Annotated in this window: 14 protein-coding genes and 1 pseudogene; 5 read left to right on the forward strand and 10 right to left on the reverse strand. The window is 62.7% G+C overall.

The genetic code is table 11. The annotated features are described in order from the left end of the window. Positions 1 to 10 precede the first annotated feature (10 nt). A complete protein-coding gene (locus AB8A33_RS22560; RefSeq protein ID WP_439094801.1) occupies positions 11 to 919 on the forward strand; it encodes an NAD(P)-dependent oxidoreductase in 909 nt (302 codons plus the stop codon). 71 nt (positions 920 to 990) lie between these two features. Here AB8A33_RS22560 and AB8A33_RS22565 read toward each other — a convergent pair whose 3' ends face one another. Next, positions 991 to 2,067 (reverse strand): tartrate dehydrogenase, encoded by a 1,077-nt coding sequence (locus AB8A33_RS22565; RefSeq protein WP_439094802.1) that lies wholly within the window; start codon positions 2,065 to 2,067, stop codon positions 991 to 993. A 144-nt stretch (positions 2,068 to 2,211) separates the two neighbouring features. Between AB8A33_RS22565 and AB8A33_RS22570 the strand changes: the two genes are divergently transcribed. Continuing rightward, positions 2,212 to 2,991, forward strand: a complete 780-nt coding sequence (locus AB8A33_RS22570) for an SDR family oxidoreductase (RefSeq protein ID WP_439094803.1) — start codon at positions 2,212 to 2,214, stop codon at positions 2,989 to 2,991. A 16-nt stretch (positions 2,992 to 3,007) separates the two neighbouring features. Here AB8A33_RS22570 and AB8A33_RS22575 read toward each other — a convergent pair whose 3' ends face one another. The 3 genes from AB8A33_RS22575 to AB8A33_RS22585 all read right to left on the reverse strand — a co-directional run bounded on the left by AB8A33_RS22575 (position 3,008) and on the right by AB8A33_RS22585 (position 7,679). Continuing rightward, positions 3,008 to 3,907 carry a 4-(cytidine 5'-diphospho)-2-C-methyl-D-erythritol kinase gene (locus AB8A33_RS22575; RefSeq protein WP_439094804.1) on the reverse strand — a complete coding sequence of 300 codons (900 nt, stop codon included), beginning with the start codon at positions 3,905 to 3,907 and terminating at the stop codon, positions 3,008 to 3,010. Between the two features lie 16 nt (positions 3,908 to 3,923). Beyond that, positions 3,924 to 5,711, reverse strand: a complete 1,788-nt coding sequence (locus AB8A33_RS22580) for a tetratricopeptide repeat protein (protein ID WP_439094805.1) — start codon at positions 5,709 to 5,711, stop codon at positions 3,924 to 3,926. A 309-nt stretch (positions 5,712 to 6,020) separates the two neighbouring features. Continuing rightward, the gene (locus AB8A33_RS22585; protein WP_439094806.1) at positions 6,021 to 7,679 is read right to left on the reverse strand and encodes an electron transfer flavoprotein-ubiquinone oxidoreductase; all 1,659 of its coding nucleotides are present in this window, start codon (positions 7,677 to 7,679) and stop codon (positions 6,021 to 6,023) included. A 155-nt stretch (positions 7,680 to 7,834) separates the two neighbouring features. Between AB8A33_RS22585 and AB8A33_RS22590 the strand changes: the two genes are divergently transcribed. Beyond that, the gene (locus tag AB8A33_RS22590; RefSeq protein ID WP_439094807.1) at positions 7,835 to 8,668 is read left to right on the forward strand and encodes a uracil-DNA glycosylase; all 834 of its coding nucleotides are present in this window, start codon (positions 7,835 to 7,837) and stop codon (positions 8,666 to 8,668) included. 14 nt (positions 8,669 to 8,682) lie between these two features. Here AB8A33_RS22590 and AB8A33_RS22595 read toward each other — a convergent pair whose 3' ends face one another. The 4 genes from AB8A33_RS22595 to AB8A33_RS22610 all read right to left on the reverse strand — a co-directional run bounded on the left by AB8A33_RS22595 (position 8,683) and on the right by AB8A33_RS22610 (position 12,817). Then, the gene (locus tag AB8A33_RS22595; protein ID WP_439094808.1) at positions 8,683 to 10,191 is read right to left on the reverse strand and encodes a glycosyltransferase family 39 protein; all 1,509 of its coding nucleotides are present in this window, start codon (positions 10,189 to 10,191) and stop codon (positions 8,683 to 8,685) included. Positions 10,192 to 10,273: 82 nt separating this feature from the next. Continuing rightward, the gene (locus tag AB8A33_RS22600) at positions 10,274 to 11,002 is read right to left on the reverse strand and encodes a ribonuclease HII (protein ID WP_439094809.1); all 729 of its coding nucleotides are present in this window, start codon (positions 11,000 to 11,002) and stop codon (positions 10,274 to 10,276) included. Positions 11,003 to 11,077: 75 nt separating this feature from the next. Next, the gene (locus AB8A33_RS22605) at positions 11,078 to 11,536 is read right to left on the reverse strand and encodes a VOC family protein (protein WP_439094810.1); all 459 of its coding nucleotides are present in this window, start codon (positions 11,534 to 11,536) and stop codon (positions 11,078 to 11,080) included. A 117-nt stretch (positions 11,537 to 11,653) separates the two neighbouring features. Then, positions 11,654 to 12,817, reverse strand: coding sequence for a PA0069 family radical SAM protein (locus AB8A33_RS22610; protein ID WP_439094811.1), 1,164 nt, complete (start codon positions 12,815 to 12,817; stop codon positions 11,654 to 11,656). Between the two features lie 203 nt (positions 12,818 to 13,020). Here AB8A33_RS22610 and AB8A33_RS22615 point away from each other — a divergent pair, with 203 nt between their 5' ends. After that, on the forward strand, positions 13,021 to 13,590 hold the full coding sequence (locus AB8A33_RS22615; RefSeq protein ID WP_315840616.1) for a glycosyl transferase: 570 nt from the start codon (positions 13,021 to 13,023) through the stop codon (positions 13,588 to 13,590). A 32-nt stretch (positions 13,591 to 13,622) separates the two neighbouring features. Continuing rightward, a pseudogene (locus AB8A33_RS22620) lies at positions 13,623 to 14,099 on the forward strand (GNAT family N-acetyltransferase); the annotation flags it as partial. On the opposite strand, the gene moaB reads toward AB8A33_RS22620, so the two are convergent. Together moaB and ypfJ are read right to left on the reverse strand one after the other, a co-directional pair. Continuing rightward, positions 14,096 to 14,659, reverse strand: coding sequence for a molybdenum cofactor biosynthesis protein B (gene moaB / locus AB8A33_RS22625; protein ID WP_439094812.1), 564 nt, complete (start codon positions 14,657 to 14,659; stop codon positions 14,096 to 14,098). The pseudogene AB8A33_RS22620 and the gene moaB overlap by 4 nt on opposite strands. Beyond that, entirely contained in the window at positions 14,659 to 15,600 is a 942-nt protein-coding gene (gene ypfJ / locus AB8A33_RS22630) for a KPN_02809 family neutral zinc metallopeptidase (RefSeq protein ID WP_439094813.1), read from the reverse strand. The genes moaB and ypfJ overlap by 1 nt, the downstream gene beginning before the upstream one ends. Between the last annotated feature and the right edge of the window lie 64 nt (positions 15,601 to 15,664).

Genomic DNA, 15,664 nt, shown 5'->3' on the forward strand with positions numbered 1-15,664 from the left:
GGGGACAAGAATGCGGGGCGTATTCGTCGATGCCAGTGAAGAGCTGGCGAAGATTCTGGAACGGCTGACGGAGCCGGGCGACATCGCAGTCAAGATCAACCGCGATGAAGACATCAAGCCCGCCGACCTGCCCGGCGTGCTGGATGGTGCCGAGATCGCCATCGTCGACCACACCTATCTGCCGACCGACGTGGCCAAACAGTGCACCGGCCTGAAGCATGTCGTGTTTCTCGGCACCGGCGCGCGCAGCTATATGCATATCGAGGAGCTTGGTGCGCTGGGGATCGAGGTGCACCTGATCCGCGGCTATGGCGATACCGCCGTCGCCGAATGCGCCATTGCGCATATGTGGGCTGCCGCGCGCGGCCTTGCTCAGCAAGACCGTGAGATGCGGGCCGGCAACTGGCTGCGCGATGAAGGCATGGAACTGACGGGCAAGACCATCGGCCTGATCGGCTTCGGCGGCATCGCCGCGGAAGTCGCACGCATTGCGCTCGGCTCGGGCATGAAGGTGCTGGCCTGGAATCGCTCGCCGAAGTCCCATTCCGGCGTGGAATTCACCGACATGGAGACAGTGCTGGCCAAGAGCGACGTCGTCTCGATCCATCTGCTGCTGAACGACGAGACCCGCGGCATGATCACCCGCGAGCGCATCGGCCAGATGAAGAAGGGTGCGATCCTCATCAACACCGCGCGCGGGGCGGTGGTCGATGAAGCCGCGATGATCGAAGCGCTAAGGTCCGGTCACTTGCGTCATGCTGGTCTCGACGTTTTCGACATCGAGCCGTTGCCGGCAGGCCATGTGCTGACGACGATCCCGAACGTGACGCTATCGGCGCATTCAGCGTTCCGCACGCCCGAGGCGAGCGAGAATCTGATCGCGGCGGCGTGGAAGCATTGCCGGCGGATTGCCGCCTAATCTTCGAGCCCCCTGAAACGAAAATGCCCGGCATGAAGCCGGGCATTTTTTTGCGTGTCAGTGGCAGGAGCTTATTCAATCATCTCCGCGACGGCCTTGCCGCAAGCGCCTGTATCGGCCTGACCGCCGAGATCGCGCGTCCGCAGCGTCCGCTCTTCGAGGGCGCGTTCGATCGCCTTGACGATGGAATCCGCGGCAGCCTTCTCGCCGAGATGTTCCAGCATCATCGCGCCGGACCAGATCATACCGATCGGGTTCGCAATGCCCTGCCCGGCAATATCCGGCGCCGAGCCATGCACCGGCTCGAACACCGACGGGAAATCGCCAGTCGGGTTGATGTTGCCGGACGGTGCGATGCCGATGGTGCCGGTGCAGGCCGGGCCGAGATCAGAGAGGATGTCGCCGAACAGGTTGGAAGCAACCACGACGTCGAACCAGTCCGGATGCATCACGAAATTCGCAGTGAGAATATCGATGTGATACTGGTCCCACTTCACGTCGGGATAGTTGGCGCCCATCGCCTTCACGCGCTCATCCCAATAGGGCATCGTGATCGAAATGCCGTTGGACTTGGTCGCCGAAGTCAGGTGCTTCTTCGGCCGCGACTGGGCGAGATCGAACGCGAATTTCAGGATGCGATCGACGCCTGTGCGGGTCATCACCGTCTGCTGAGTGACGAATTCGCGGTCGGTGTCCGGGAACATGCGGCCACCGACGGATGAATATTCGCCCTCGGTGTTCTCGCGCACCACCCAGAAGTCGATGTCGCCCGGCTTACGTCCCACCAGCGGACACGGCACGCCGGGCATCAAGCGCACCGGGCGCAGATTGACGTATTGATCGAATTCGCGGCGGAACTTGATCAGCGAGCCCCACAACGAAATGTGATCCGGAATTTTCGCCGGCAGGCCGACAGCGCCGAAATAAATCGCATCGTGCTTGCCGATCTGCGCCTTCCAGTCGTCCGGCATCATCTGACCGTGCTTCTCGTAATAGTCATAGGACGAGAAATCGTAGTGATCGAAATGCACCTTCACGCGATGCTTTTTCGCTGCCGCTTCAAGGACGCGCAGGCCTTCCGGCATCACTTCCTTGCCGATGCCGTCGCCGGGGATGACTGCGATCCGATATTCTTTTTGTGCGCTCACGAGCAGGTTTCCTTCGCCAGTAATTCGGGCTCAGATGTGGACCAATCCCGGCCCGCGATCAACGCTGCACTGCAATGTTGACCGCTTTTGCCGCAGGGGCCTAACTCTGTCGCAGACACCCCTCCTGCAATCCAGAGGCATTCCATGGATCTTCATTTGCGCGGCAAGCGCGTCCTGATCACGGGCGCATCCAAGGGTATCGGCGCGGCGGCCGCGGAAGCGTTTGCTGAAGAAGGCTGCGATCTCCGCCTCGCCGCCCGCAATGTCGAGCAGATGCAGGCGCTGGCGGACCGATTGCGGTCCAGCCACCAGATCGATGTCGCCGTGCATGGCGTCGATCTGCGCAAGCCGGATGACCTCGCCGCGCTGGCGGCTGCCGCCGGCGACATCGACATTCTCGTCAACAATGCCGGCGATATTCCCGGCGGCGCCATCGACAAGATCGACGAGCCGACCTGGCGCCATGCCTGGGACCTTAAAGTGTTCGGCTTCATCAATCTGACGCGCCTCGTCTATGCGCAGATGAAGGCGCGCGGTCATGGCGTGATCGTCAACGACATCGGCGCTGCCGGCGAGAAGTTCGATGCCAATTACATCTGCGGCAGCGCCGGCAATGCGGCGCTGATGGCCTTTACGCGGGCGCTGGGCGGCAAGAGCTTAAAGGATAATATCCGCGTCGTCGGCATCAATCCTGGCCCGGTGGAAACCGAGCGTCACGTCACGCTGATGAAGACGCGCGCCAAGACCCAATTGGGTGACGAGAACCGCTTCCGGGAATTGCAGCAAGGCTTGCCGCTAGGTCGCGCCGCGAAGCCGCGTGAGATCGCCGACATGATGACATTTCTCGCGTCAGATCGCGCCGGTTACACGACGGGCGTGATCTACACGGTAGATGGCGGCCACAGCGCCGGCTGGAGCAGCTAGTGCTGCGCTCGGCGCGTTAGCTCAGCGCGCCGGCATGCACCCACCACAGCGGGTGGGCGAGTTGAATGGCACCGGCTGCGCGCTGCGCATCGGTGTCATTGCTAAACAGCGCAAAGCAGGTCGCGCCAGAGCCCGACATGCGGGCCAACCGGACACCTTCAGCGTCACGCAAGGCCGACAGCACCGTATCAATCACTGGCTCAACCTTCAGCGCGGGCGCTTCGAGATCGTTGGTTCCGGCATTGAGCGCATCGATCCAGGCATCGAGCGAACCGTCTTCATTCGGCCAGGTGGCGCGCTTCAACACGTCCTTTACGCCGACACGGAGTTCGCCGTTCTTCAGGCCGAGCTCCTTGAACACATCCTTTGTCGCCACCGGCACGCGCGGATTGACCATCACGCAGGGCAAACGCGGAATGCTGAGCGGCAGCAGATTTTCGCCGACGCCCGTCATCACGCAGGCGTGCGACGGCACGCAGACCGGCACATCGGCGCCGGTGAGACGCGCCACTTCAAGCACGCGCGGATCGTCCATTTCGAGATTGTTGGCGCGCGCCAGAAGACGCAGCGCCGCAGCAGCATCCGCCGAACCGCCACCGATTCCGGCGGCAACAGGCAAATGCTTGTCGAGCGCAAAGCGCCCGAACGTAAGGCCTTCGACGCGCTCACCCAGCAGGCGCGCAGCCTTGATGACGAGATTGTCGGCGGTGTCGCCGCATTCCAGAGCGCGCGGGCCGGTCGCGATCAGCGACAGGTCGCCACCGACATCCAACGTCAATCTGTCGGCGCAATCGGCAAAAGCCACGACGCTTTCGAGATCATGATAGCCGTCAGCCCGACGACCGATGACGCGCAGGGTCAGATTGACCTTGGCGCGCGCGTCTTCTTCGAGAACCGGGCTCGTTGAGCCGGTCATGCCCCCAACCATGGAATTAGCCGCCTTTGCCGTCTTCTTTTTTCTTGTCGTTGGATGCAGCCGACGACGATGGCTCGTCCGACAGACCGTTTTCCATCTTCGCCTCGATCTTCGGAATCTCTTCGGCTTCCGGCTTCAGATCCTTGGCGTGCTGCCACTGGAATTTGGCTTCGAGCTTGCGCCCGACGCGCCAGTAGGCATCGCCGAGATGGTCGTTGATGGTCGGATCTTCCGGCTTAAGATCGATAGCGCGTTCGAGCTGCTTCACGGCGTCATCGAAATTGCCGATGCGGTAATAGGCCCAGCCGAGCGAGTCGACGATGTAGCCATCATCCGGACGCTGATCGACGGCGCGCTTGATCATCTTCATGGCGTCGTCGAGGTTGATGCCCTGATCGATCCAGGAATAGCCGAGATAGTTCAGCACATGCGGTTGCTCGGGCTGCAATTCGAGCGCCTTGCGCATATCGACTTCGGCCTTGGCCCACTGCTTCGAACGCTCCAGGCAGATGCCGCGGAAGTAGAAATACACCCAGTTCGGCTTGTCCTGGTTGGCGGAAATGACGTCGATGCCCTTGGTATAGGTCTCCGAGCAGTCGGCGAACTTCTTGCGCCCACGCTCGATATTGCCGAGTGCCATGATGGCTTCGAGATCCTTCGGATCGTCGGCGACGACGCCCTTGAGAATCTTGATGCCTTCGTCGCTGCGATCGGCCGCATCGAGATCGGTGGCCTGCTGGATCTGCGCGTTGCGCTTCAGCGCCGAATTGGCGGGCACGCGCTCATAGACCTTGATGGCCATCTGCGGCTTCTTCACCGACTCATAGAGGTCGGCGAGCGACAGCAGCGCCAGCGAGTGGTCCGGCTTGAGATAGAGCGAGAGCTGCAGATAGACCAGCGCGAGGTCTTCACCGCCGCGGCGGGTCAGCGACGCGCCGATGCCATAAAGCGCTTCGGCAGCGCCAGCCTGCGGGCTGTCGACCAGCGGTGCCAGTTTCTTGCCAGCCTTGGTCTCGCGGATACCTTCCAGCACCAGCGGGTGACGGGCGAGCTTCTTGTTGAAGGTCTCGTAGATGCCGAGCGCCGCAGCATCGTCCTTGTTGCGCGAGGTCCAGCGGCCATAGGCATCGACCACGCGCAGCGCGGAGTCGTCGAGCTTGTAGGCGCGCTCGAAGCGGGCGCCCGCATCCTTCTGCTTGTTGGCAAGATCGAGGATCAGGCCGGCATGCAGATCCTTGAAGATCGGATACCATTCCGGACCGGCCAGCTTGTCTATATTGGCAATTGCCGTCTTGCTCTCACCGGCGCCGTAGCCGGCCCAGGCGGAGAGCAGCGTCGCAACGAGGTCGGTGATCGGGCCGCGGACCGACTGGTTGATATTGGTCTGCGCGGCGGCGTATTTCTTCAGCTTGAGATCACGCACACCCACCACAAGACGGGCGACGCGGTTCGACTTGTCGATGGTCAGGATGCGATCGGCGAGCTTGACGGCCTCATCGATATCGCCATCGGCGAGCGAGGAGATGAAAGCGCGATCGAGCAGTTCATTGTTCTTCGGATCGGTGCGCAGCGCGGAGCGGTAAAACGCCGCAGCCGAGGTGGCATCGCGCTCGACGCTGGCATGGCGGGCGGCGAGATAACTGCCGGCGGTGGTGAGCGACTTCAGGTCACGGGAGGTGGGAAACTGGGCAGCCGAGCTATCGCCGGTATGATCCGGGGTTTGCGCCAGCAGCTGACCGGGCATCGCGAGGACGGCGACCGTGGCGGCAGCGAACGTCAAACGATTGAAACGGATGGACAACATAGGGTTCGCCTAGCTCCAGGATTTACGGGCAGGATATCGAGCAAAATGCGAGCAGGACTGCAAGACAGGCTCGGATGCGCAGCCGACCCGGCAATAGTGCGCGTGCCAACAATGCCGCGTTTGGCGGTCAATCGCAAGGATCGGGGGCGCGATCGCACCAATGGCACCTTGAAGCCTGTCAGCAATTGGGCCGCCGGATTGCGCCACTGCCCCTGAGAACGCTCGCACTGTGGCGTTATCGTGACAGCAAGCCCATGTGGCGGCCCACCGGCAGGTGGGGCCGCTCACACAATCGTAATCGGGCGCTTATTACATCGCCTCGTAATTAGGCCCGCCGCCACCTTCCGGCGGAACCCAGGTGATGTTGCCGTTCGGATCCTTGATGTCGCAAGTTTTGCAGTGGACGCAATTCTGCGAGTTGATCTGGAAGCGCGGGCCGGTCGATTCCTCGACCCACTCATAGACGCCTGCCGGACAATAACGGTTCGACGGGCCGGCAAAGACGTCATGCTCGGACTTCTTCTGCAGCTCGATATCCGCAACCTTGAGGTGGATCGGCTGGTCTTCCTCGTGATTGGTGTTCGACATGAACACCGAGGACAGACGATCGAAGGTCAGCTTGCCGTCCGGCTTCGGATAGGGGATCGGCTTGTATTCTTTTGCCGGCTTGAGCGTCTTTCGATCCGGCTTGGCATGGCTGAGCGTGCCGAACAGCGAGAAGCCCAGCGTGTTGCACCACATGTCGAAACCGGCCAGTAGCATGCCGATCCGGTTGCCGAACTTGGACAGCAGCGGCTTAACGTTGCGGACCTTGTGCAGGTCCACGCCAATCGCCGAACCACGCCAACCGGTCTCGTATTCAGTCAGTTCGTCATTGGCGCGACCGGCGGCCAGCGCGGCCGACACCTGCTCCGCGGCCTGCATGCCGCTGGCCATCGCATTGTGCACGCCCTTGATACGCGGCACATTGACGAAGCCCGCCGCGCAGCCGATCAGAGCGCCGCCCGGGAACACAAGCTTCGGCACCGACTGATAGCCACCCTCGGTGATCGCGCGCGAGCCATAGGCCAGGCGCTTGGCGCCGGCGAAGGTGTCGCGGATCATCGGATGGGTCTTCATCCGCTGGAATTCCTCGAACGGATACAGATACGGATTGTCGTAGTTGAGGTGCACCACGAAACCGACGGCCACGAGGTTGTCGTCGTAGTGGTACAGGAACGAGCCGCCGCCGGTGTTGTCGTCGAGCGGCCAGCCAAGCGTGTGCTGGACCAGGCCCTTCTTGTGCTTGGCGGGATCGATCTGCCAGATTTCCTTGAGGCCAATACCGAACTTGCCGGGCTCGCAATCCTTGTCGAGCGCGAACTTGGCGATGACCTGCTTGGTCAGCGAACCACGTGCGCCTTCGGCGAACAGCGTGTACTTGCCGAGCAGTTCCATACCGCGCGTGAAGGAATCCTTAGGCTTGCCGTCACGGCCGATGCCCATGTCGCCGGTGGCGATACCGCGCACGGCTCCGTTCTCGTCATACAGCGTCTCGGCAGCCGCAAAACCCGGATAGATTTCAACGCCGAGCGCTTCAGCCTTGGCGCCGAGCCAGCGGCACACCATGCCGAGCGAGGTGATGTAGCAGTGATGATTGTTCATCAGCGGCGGATTGATGAAATTCGGCAAACGGATGCCGCCGGTCTCGCTGGTCAGGATGAACTGGTCGTCCTTCACCTGGGTCTTAAGCGGGCAGTCGGCATCGTCGCGCCAGTCGGGAATCAGCTTGTCGAGGGAGACCGGATCAATCACTGCGCCCGAGAGGATATGCGCACCGACTTCGGAACCCTTTTCGACCACAACGACGGACAGGTCCGCATTGAGCTGTTTCAGCCGGATCGCGGCCGACAGACCGGAGGGCCCGGCACCGACGATAACGACGTCGAATTCCATGGACTCGCGCGGCGGAAGTTCTTCAGTGCTCATAATCTCGTCTCAGACCCGTTTCCAACCCGTTCAGAACGCTTCTAAGGGGTGTTGTTTCCGATTTTTCGCGGAAGAACAACCACCTAAATGCACAGAGGGCGTTTCGCTGGGCAACGATCCGGCCTAGATTGCCGGCATGCCTGTGACCTCCAGCCATGACGCCTGACCCCCATCCCAGCGTTGCGCAACTACTCGCCTTTTATCTGGAGGCCGGGGTCGATTGCGCATTGATGGATGAGCCGGTGAACCGGCTGTCGGACGACCTCCCGCCGCCTGCCCGGGAGCTGTCCGACAGCGCGCCGAAGCGACCACCGCTGAATGGCATGCCGCCGCCCCCGCCACGCCCACCCGCCCGCGTTGAGGTCGCCCCGGACGTCGCGATTGCCGCCGCCCGCGACGCCGCGCGCACCGCCCCCTCGCTCGAGGTGCTGCGTGGCATGCTGGATACATTCGACGGCAGCGCCCTGAAATCGACCGCGACCCAGCTGGTGTTTGCCGACGGCAATCCGCAGGCACGGATCATGTTTGTCGGCGAGGCGCCGGGCCGTGACGAGGATATCGAGGGCCTGCCCTTTGTCGGCCGCTCCGGCAAACTGCTCGACCTGATGATGCGCGCGATCGGCCTGAAGCGCACCGATGTTTATATCGCCAATGTGATTCCATGGCGGCCGCCAGGCAACCGCACACCGACGCCGCAGGAGACCCAGATCTGCCTTCCGTTCATCCAGCGCCAGATCGAGCTGGTGAATCCGGACATCCTCGTCACGCTGGGCAATCCCTCGACACAGACGCTGCTGCAGACCCGCGACGGCATCATGAAGTCGCGCGGCCGCTGGGTCGACTACGACACCGGCACTCGCAAGATCAAAGCGCTGGCGACGTTTCACCCGGCCTATCTGCTGCGCTCGCCGTCTTATAAGCGGATGACCTGGATGGATCTGCGCTCAATCGCGAAGGCGCTGGAAGCGCCATCGGGCAGGACCAGCTAGCAAAGGCGTTTCGTCTAGGGCGCTTTCGGCCGCACGATCGCCCAACCGATCCGCAGCAACGGCTGCCGGCCATTCACCAGACGTTCGAAGGCGCGCGGCACTTCCGCCACAAGGTCCGGAAAGCGCTGCGCGATATCCGCGGGCGGCGTGCCGATCGTATCTGCTGCGCGCCACACCACGACTCCGCCGGTCTCGGCGAACTTCGCTGGCGTGATCCACGGCGTGCGCGAAGGCACGGCATCGTTCAGCAGATGCGGCCGTGACGCGCTCATGCCGATCAAAGCGGCCAGTTGCGCATCGCCCGCGACCGCCGACAGTGGACGATTGGTGCGACGTTCGAAACTCTCACCGAAGAAGCGCCCGATCTCGCGCGCGGGAAGCGCTGTGACATCCTCGGGGCCATCCACCCATGGCAAAATCACGAGACTAGCGAAAGCTGCCAGCGCAGGCGCGATGATCGCAAAGGCCCAGACCTTACGCAGGATCCGCTGGCGCCGCAGCGCGATCAGATCGCCCGATGCCACGACGACGGCGAGACCCGACATGACCAGAGCGATGCCGGCACCGCCAACCACGCGATCGAGGCCGTAGAGCGCCGCGAACAGACTGCCGAGCAATCCGGGTACAAGCGCGAAGAAAAACACATAGTCCCGCGCCAGCGGATCGACCGGCGGGCGGAAGATGATCGGAGCTTCCTCGGCCTTCGGAACGATGCGGCCCCAGTTCATCACCGTGAGCACGATCACGCCCGTGATGGCCGCAAGCAGCCAGGCGATCAGGATAGCCCACTGCCGCGCCTTTCCGGCGAGATCGTCCAGGTGCGGGAGCGCCGGCAGCACGGGCGCGCCGGCCCGGATCACCCACATCGCCCATGGCAATGTCAGCACGACGATCACCAGCAGCGCGTAGAGCGGATCGAACGAAGCAAGGTTACGCCTGCCGCGCGATGTCGCGAGACCGAAGACGAGCGGCAGCGGCAGCAGCCACATCGCATGGGGCGTCGTCAGCAGCAGCAGGCCAGCCTCGATCGACAGTGCGAACCAGGCATTGCGACGGCCCTGCCCTATCGCCAGCCAGGCATGCAGCAGGAACATCGCCCAGAGCGGACGCCCCAGAATCAGCGGGCCGAATTCGATGCCGGGCGTACTGAAGGCCGTGACCGTCATCGTCAGCAGCACGGCGATCACCGCCTGCGGGCCACCGACGATGGCGCTGCCCAGCTGATAGACCGCGCGGAAGGTCAGGACAGCGCAGATTTGCGCCAGCAGATACACGCCGAAGACGTGATTGCCGGCGGCCCGGAAGGCGATGTCGGCCAGCCAGAACGCCAGCGGCGGACCCATATGGGTGCCGACCTGATATTCCCGGCCATAGGCCAGCACGGTGGCGAGATCGCCCGGCGGGCCGCGATAAAGCAGCAGAGGCACGAACAGCCAGATCGCCGCCTGACACAACACAACGATCCAGAACACCAGCCGTGGCCGGGCGCGGATCAGTTCGACGATCAGGGAGGTGAAACGCATTGAACGTCTGAACCGGCCAGCAAGGAATGAAGCTTGCTCAGGTGATACGGCGCGGAGCCGGGAGAGGCAACCACCTGAGCGCTCAGGCGGAAATCTCGATGTCGAGGATGGTCTGGGTCTCGATCAGGCCCGCCGCACGGGCGCTCGCCTGGTGTCGCGCACGCGCCGCCGCCACCGGCGCGAACAGGCTGCGGTGATGAATAGTAGGCCCCAATTCGTTCAGCGCAGTCATATGCTGCGGCACGCCATAGCCTTTATGGACCTCGAAGCCATAGCCCGGACAATTCTCGGCGAGCCGGCACATCAGCCGGTCGCGCGAGACTTTTGCGATGATCGACGCTGCTGCGATGGACAACACCAGTGCGTCACCGCCAATAACCGCCTCGCAATCGGCCGTCGTGTCGATCTTGTCGCGGCCATCGACGAACACATGTTTCGGCGCATCCGGCAGCGACGCGACCGCGCGGGCCAGCGCCCAGAGCGAGGCCCGCAGGATATTGTCGCGTTCGATCCGGCCGGGTGATGCATAGGCAACGCCGAATGATGCCGTAGCGCAAATTTCCTCGAACAGCGCCTCGCGCTTGCTCTCCGTCAGTTTCTTGGAATCGTCGAGCCCCTTGGGAATGTTGTTCGGGTCCAGAACAACCGCCGCAGCCACTACCGGACCGGCCAGCGGACCTCGGCCGGCCTCATCGCAGCCCGCTACCGGCCAAATGCCCTTCTTGAGCAGTGCGCGCTCACGCGTGAAGCTCGGCGCGACCACGATCTTGCGCGGCTTGGCCGGCGCTTTCTTCTTCTCATCCCGAATCATCGGGGGATCGTGCTGAAGCAGTCCCTATAGCGCAACCGGGAACTCGGGATCGTTCCCGCTATTCAGGTCGGGCCTTCAATCGTCCAGATGCACCCGCCGGTCGTCGCCGACCTCGATCCCCGGTGCAGTTACCACGTCCCAGGCGTGCCCGTCCGGGTCCGCAAAGTAGCCGGAATAGCCACCGTAATCGGTCTTTCGCGCCGGCTTCAAAAGCGAACCGCCGCAATCGACGGCGAAAGCGAGGACCGCATCGACCTCGCCTTCGGAGCGACAATTCCACGCCAACGTGCTGCCGCGAAACGCCTGCGGCCTTGGATGGTCAGGCAATGTCGCGTCCTGCGCCAGTTGATCCCACGGAAACAGCGCGAGGACGCTGGCGCCGGTTTCGAAAAAGGCGATGGCCTCGCCTGTCGCCCTGGCCTTGCGGGCAAAGCCGAGCTCCTCATAGAACGCGATGCTCTTGCGCATATCCTGAACGCCGAGCGTGATGACGGTCATGCGTGGCACCAACGGGGTCTGTTGTTTGGCTGTCATGTCTTCACCTTCATTCACTCAACGCAAAAAGCGGAGAAAGGATCACCGGCTGGCTCTGGTTTCCGGCCGATGACCCTTCCTCCGAGGTGACTCCCCAGTTTGCGAGACCGTAAGGAGTTAGAACAGATTCAATTGCTTACCAGCGCCTGCCGGCTTCTCGAAATGATCGAGGGTGAGCTTCGAACGACGTTTGTTGAGGCCAAGCTTCGTGCAGGCGATCTCGAAGCGGCGACCGATCATCCAGGCCATCGGTCCGGTGCCCTTCATGCGCGTGCCCCATTGCGAGTCGTAATCGCGGCCACCGCGCATTTCGCGGATCAGCGTGAAGACGTGGCGATAGCGGTCCGGATAATTCGCGATCAGCCATTCGCGAAACAGATCGCGCACTTCCATCGGCAGCCGCAGCAAAACGTAGCTGGCTTCCTTGACGCCGGCATGAGCTGCAGCATCGAGAATGCGTTCGATCTCGCTGTCGTTCAGCGCGGGGATCACCGGTGCCACCATCACCGTGGTCGGAATGCCAACCTCGGATAGCTGCCGCAAAGCTTCCAGCCGCTTCGACGGCGTCGAAGCGCGCGGCTCCATGCTGCGCGCGAGTTTCGGATCGAGTGACGTCACCGACAACGCCACCTTGACCAGATTTCGCTTCGCCATCCGCGCCAGGATATCGATGTCGCGTGTCACCAAAGCTGACTTGGTGACGATGCCGACAGGATGACCCGTCTTCTCCAGCACTTCGAGAATGCCACGCATCACCTGACGCTCGCGCTCGATCGGCTGATACGGATCGGTGTTGGTGCCGATGGCGATCATCTTCGGTTCGTATTCGGCGGCGGCAAGCTCCTTCTCAAGCAGACCAGGCGCATCGGGCTTCACGAACAGTTTGGATTCGAAATCGAGCCCGGGCGAGAGACCGAGATAGGCGTGGGTCGGCCGCGCGAAACAATAGACGCAGCCATGCTCGCAGCCGCGATAGGGATTGATCGAACGATCAAAGCCGATATCCGGCGATTCATTGCGCGTGATGACCTTGCGCGCGGTGTCCGTCGCAACGGTCGTCTTGAACGGCGGCAATTCATCGAGGCTCTGCCAGCCATCATCAAAGGCGACCCGGGCCTCGGCCTCGTAGCGCCCGCTGTCGTTGGACTGGGCACCACGGCCGCGCCGCCGCTGCTTGTCGATCGCCACCGCGATCTCGGGAAAAGGGGAAAGCGCACCCGCCGGCTTATCGGAGGGCGCCGGGACCGGCGGGTGCTTTAGGGCAGCGATCTGGCGACTCATGAAGCCACGATAGCGCACACATGGAACAAAGCAAGAACATAAATAGGGTGGCACACGGCCGGGGCACTGTGCATTCTCCCGCCGCCTTGCAGGGCGGCCGAAAAATCGAACCGTCCCGAAATTGCAGCAGCCGCCAGCGCCGCATAGACTATGACGAAATGATAACGCGGCCACCCCGTTGTCTAAAGGTATTAACAGACACCATGCTGAGCGTGATCATCCCCACTGAAGGCGTCGAGCAGCCCGCTGTTGCCACACTGGCAGCGCTGGTGCCGGGCGCTGCTGCCGGTGTGATCCGCGAAGTGCTGCTGGTCGATCGCGCCGGCACAGACGTCATCGAACGCGTCGCCGATGTCGCCGGCTGTGGCTTCCTGACCTCGCAAGGATCGCGCGCCGCGGCGATGGCCGCCGGCGCCAAGCAGGCGCGTTCGCCCTGGCTGATGTTTCTCCATGCCGGCGCCGTGCTCGATGCGGGCTGGATCGAGGAGACCCAGCAATTCATCCAGCGCGTCTCGACCAGCGAGCGCCCCCGCGCAGGTATTTTCCGCTATGCGCGTTCGCCCTATGACGAGACCAATTTTCGCGATGGCCTGAAGCACCTGGTCCGGATGATCACAGGCCCCAAGGCCGATCAGGGCCTGCTGATCGCCCGCGAGCACTACGACCGTCTCGGAGGCTATGCACCCGATGCCCGGCGCTCCGAGGCCCGGTTGCTGCGCCAGCTCGGCCGCTCCTCACGCACATTGCTGCGCAGCCGGATCATCGTCGCCTGACCATGGCCGCCCAAGCCCCCGATGCCGTTCGGCCCGCAGTGCTACGCGATCTCCAGCCTGGCGACATAGACTGGGTGATCCGCAGCCACGGCGAGCTCTATGCGAGTGAATACGGGTTCGACGTGTCCTTCAAAGCGCTGGTGGCTGACATCGCCGCGGAATTCGTCGCCTCATGCGATCCTGCGTGCGAGCGATGCTGGATCGCCGAGATGGATGGCGCGCCCGTCGGCTCGCTGTTTCTCGTGAAGGCATCCGACGACGTCGCCAAGTTTCGGCTCTTGCTGATCGATCCCAAGGCGCGCGGACAAAAGCTCGGCCAACGCATGGTGACGGAATCCATCGCCTTTGCGCGCCAATGCGGTTATCGCAGGATCACGCTGTGGACCCAGAGCAATCTGCGCGCGGCGCGGAAAATCTATCAGGATGCGGGTTTCGCGCTGGTCGCCACCGAGCCGCATCGCAGTTTCGGGCAGGATTTGATCGGCGAGACCTGGGAACTCGTGCTCTAGACCGACGCGCCCTTCGCTTTCGGACGTCGCAGATGCTCATCGAGCCGCGGCATGATCTCGACGAAGTTGCACGGCTTTGTGCGGTAATCCAGTTGCGCTGCGAGAATGCCATCCCAGCCGTCACGGCAGGCGCCGGGCGAACCCGGCAGGCAGAAGATAAACGTCGCGCCGGCGGTGCCAGCAGTCGCGCGGCTCTGGATCGTCGAGGCGCCGATCTTGGCATGGCTCAGCATGTGAAATGCAATCGAGAAACCATCCATCCGTTTCTCGAACAGCGGCTCGATGGCTTCCGGCGTGACATCGCGGCCGGTGAATCCCGTGCCGCCGGTCGTGATGATGGCGTCTACGCCGGGATCGGCGATCCATACGCGCACGATCTTGCGGATCGCTTCGACATCGTCCGTGACGATCTCGCGCTTCGCCAGCCTGTGACCGGCCGATGTCAGCCGATCGGCCAGTGTCGCGCCGGACTTGTCGTCCTCGAGCGACCGCGTGTCGGAAATCGTCAGCACCGCGATGTTGAGTGGCACGAAGTCTTTCGTCACATCGGTCGATGTCATCACAGCCGATCCGTCGCAAATGTGTTGCAGGCCTGCACGGTGCCTTGCTGATAGCCGGTCATGAACCAGCGCTTGCGCTGTTCGGCCGAGCCATGCGTGAACGAGTCCGGCACGACGCGGCCCTGTGCCTGACGTTGCAGCGTATCGTCGCCGATGGCGGACGCGGTCTGCAGCGCGGCATCGATGTCACCGGCTTCCAGGAAACCGGGCCGCTTCTTCGATTCGCGATTGACCCAGACGCCGGACAAACAATCCGCCTGTAGTTCGACACGGACCTGCAGCAGATTGGCCTCAGCCTTGCTGCCTGCCTGCTGCTGCAGCCGCGTCACGCGCGGGATGATGCCGAGCAGGTTCTGGATGTGATGGCCCGCTTCATGCGCGATGATATAGGCGGCGGTGAATTTGCAGGCATTGCCCGAGCAACCGCGAAATTTGGTTTCGACCTGACGGAAGAAGCCGGTGTCGAGATAGATCTTCTTGTCGGGCGGACAGTAGAAAGGCCCCATCGCCGACTGCGCATTGCCGCAGCGCCCACCATTGGTGGCGTTGCGAAACAGCACGATCTGCGGCCCCACATATTTCTGTCCGCTCTCTTTGAAGATCTCGTCCCAACGATCGTCAATCTCGCCCAGCACGCCGGAGATCATGCTGCCCATCTCGTCCGTGGGTGCGCCTGACTTCGTCGGCGCCGAGCGACGGTCGGTCTGATAGGTCGGCGCCTGCTGTCCGCCGGTTAGAATCTCTGCGCCGCCGATCAGGATGCGCGGATCGATGCCGAACGCCCAGCCGACGAGGCCAAGCACGATCACCGTGCCGATGCCGAGACCGCCGCCGCCACCCGGAATTCCGAAACCGCCACCACCTCCGCCACCATATCCACCACCGCTATCGTCACGACGGTCGTCGATATTATCGCTGCGACGGAAGTCATCGTAACGCATGGGGCAATTCCTTCATTTCAAGTCGCAGCATTTTAGACCGGTTTGGCGCGATCCGCCCACCATA

Source organism: Tardiphaga sp. 813_E8_N1_3 (assembly GCF_051811025.1).
Taxonomy (GTDB): Bacteria; Pseudomonadota; Alphaproteobacteria; order Rhizobiales; family Xanthobacteraceae; genus Tardiphaga.

Coding starts and splice junctions, on each gene's coding strand:
- AB8A33_RS22600 (WP_439094809.1), bottom strand. CDS start 11,002: ATGATTCGGGATGAGAAGAAGAAAGCGCCGGCCAAGCCGCGCAAGATC.
- AB8A33_RS22610 (WP_439094811.1), bottom strand. CDS start 12,817: ATGAGTCGCCAGATCGCTGCCCTAAAGCACCCGCCGGTCCCGGCGCCC.
- AB8A33_RS22575 (WP_439094804.1), bottom strand. CDS start 3,907: ATGACCGGCTCAACGAGCCCGGTTCTCGAAGAAGACGCGCGCGCCAAG.
- AB8A33_RS22595 (WP_439094808.1), bottom strand. CDS start 10,191: ATGCGTTTCACCTCCCTGATCGTCGAACTGATCCGCGCCCGGCCACGG.
- ypfJ (WP_439094813.1), bottom strand. CDS start 15,600: ATGCGTTACGATGACTTCCGTCGCAGCGATAATATCGACGACCGTCGT.
- AB8A33_RS22605 (WP_439094810.1), bottom strand. CDS start 11,536: ATGACAGCCAAACAACAGACCCCGTTGGTGCCACGCATGACCGTCATC.
- AB8A33_RS22615 (WP_315840616.1), top strand. CDS start 13,021: ATGCTGAGCGTGATCATCCCCACTGAAGGCGTCGAGCAGCCCGCTGTT.
- AB8A33_RS22580 (WP_439094805.1), bottom strand. CDS start 5,711: ATGTTGTCCATCCGTTTCAATCGTTTGACGTTCGCTGCCGCCACGGTC.
- AB8A33_RS22585 (WP_439094806.1), bottom strand. CDS start 7,679: ATGAGCACTGAAGAACTTCCGCCGCGCGAGTCCATGGAATTCGACGTC.
- AB8A33_RS22590 (WP_439094807.1), top strand. CDS start 7,835: ATGACGCCTGACCCCCATCCCAGCGTTGCGCAACTACTCGCCTTTTAT.
- AB8A33_RS22570 (WP_439094803.1), top strand. CDS start 2,212: ATGGATCTTCATTTGCGCGGCAAGCGCGTCCTGATCACGGGCGCATCC.
- moaB (WP_439094812.1), bottom strand. CDS start 14,659: ATGACATCGACCGATGTGACGAAAGACTTCGTGCCACTCAACATCGCG.
- AB8A33_RS22560 (WP_439094801.1), top strand. CDS start 11: ATGCGGGGCGTATTCGTCGATGCCAGTGAAGAGCTGGCGAAGATTCTG.